General features: G+C 69.4%; 3 protein-coding genes. 2 read left to right on the plus strand and 1 reads right to left on the minus strand.

Translation table 11 applies throughout. The features are described 5' to 3' along the window. On the plus strand, positions 1 to 200 hold a 200-nt coding region (locus tag Q8Q88_RS10725; RefSeq protein ID WP_305675186.1), incomplete at its 5' end, for a hypothetical protein. Between the two features lie 12 nt (positions 201 to 212). Continuing rightward, complete coding sequence (locus Q8Q88_RS10730; protein ID WP_305675187.1) at positions 213 to 449, plus strand: hypothetical protein; 237 nt, start codon at positions 213 to 215, stop codon at positions 447 to 449. 216 nt (positions 450 to 665) lie between these two features. Here the strand turns inward: Q8Q88_RS10730 and Q8Q88_RS10735 are convergent, their stop codons facing one another. Then, positions 666 to 908, minus strand: a complete 243-nt coding sequence (locus Q8Q88_RS10735) for a hypothetical protein (protein WP_305675188.1) — start codon at positions 906 to 908, stop codon at positions 666 to 668. Between the last annotated feature and the right edge of the window lie 340 nt (positions 909 to 1,248).

Consider the following 1,248-nt stretch of genomic DNA (forward strand, 5'->3'; position numbering starts at 1 on the left):
GATTCCACAAGCCCTCTGGCGCCTGGTGGGCGGCCGACGAGCGCCTGTTCCACCGTTTCGCCGTTCGGCCACGTTATCGCACCCGTAGCCTCCTCCTGGTCGGCTTGGGACTGGCCGGCCTGGCGGGCCTGTCGCTCTTGCGACACCGCCGTGGCGCACCTTTGACATCCGGCCCGAACCTGGCCAGTGAGGCAAGCTAACTTGAGAGCCGAATGACCAGCAGCCGCCTCACGACCCTGGCCAACGCAAAGGCCATGGTCCGCACCTTGACGAGCGCGCCCGATCCCCACGCCAGGGCCCGAGCGATCTTCGCCGACCTGGCGCGCACGGAAGGCTGGTCGAAGCCGGACGAGGCCAGGATCGTCGCGTTTGGCGACTGGCTGGCCACGCGCCCCCCACCGAGCGCGCTGAAGGACCGGTGCAAGGCGCTTCTGAAGACCCTGGACTGACCGGGCGGCCCCTCGGGCGTCGAACCTTCCCACGCGACGTTCGTGCCGCGGGTGAGTTCGCTGGACGCCCTATCCACGACCTGATGCAGTCGAGCAGCGGACGAGCCCATCGCCGCAGCGCCGTGGTCCCAATGGCGGCGCGCTAGAGCCCTGGGTCGCCAGAGGCGCCCAGGGCTCGCTGGCGCACCCTGGTTCGGAACGCCTCGGCGGCGGCGGCTATCGTGAGGGCGACAGCCGAGCGGAGATGACGTCGCCCAAGGCCGGCGCCTGCCGACGTCCGGCCCTCACCGTGAACAGCAGCCGCCCACCCTTCCAGGTGTCGACGCTGGCATGACAGGGCGATTGCAGGAGGACTTCGGTGGCGCGGGCCTTGGCGCGTCCGTCCATGGCCGCCATGACGAAGACCAAGGTCGGGACCGAATAGCGGGAGTCCTCGATATAGAGCTCGTAGGTCTGCATCGGCCGCCCCTCCGCCGGCTCCGGACTGTGGGGCGCCTCTGGGTCGCCGACGCCCGACATCCCGACCGCCCCGCCAAAGGTTAAGGCCCAATCGGAGAAACGTTCCAGCGGGTCCCCGACATTCGTCTGGGAAATCAAACCAGCGCCCCGCGCGACGCGGTGGTGGACATCGGCCGCGCACGCCAGGATGGTTCACATCCCTGATTCCCTCCTGGAGCCCGTCCATGAACACCGCCGATCTCGCCGACCGTCTGGCCGCCAGCGATCCCAACCTCACCAAGGCCCAGGCCAAGACCCTCGTCGACACCCTGCTCGCCGGCGTCCGTGACGCCCTGGTGGC

Origin of the sequence: Phenylobacterium sp. (genome assembly GCF_030697925.1) — a bacterium.
Lineage (GTDB): Bacteria > Pseudomonadota > Alphaproteobacteria > Caulobacterales > Caulobacteraceae > Phenylobacterium.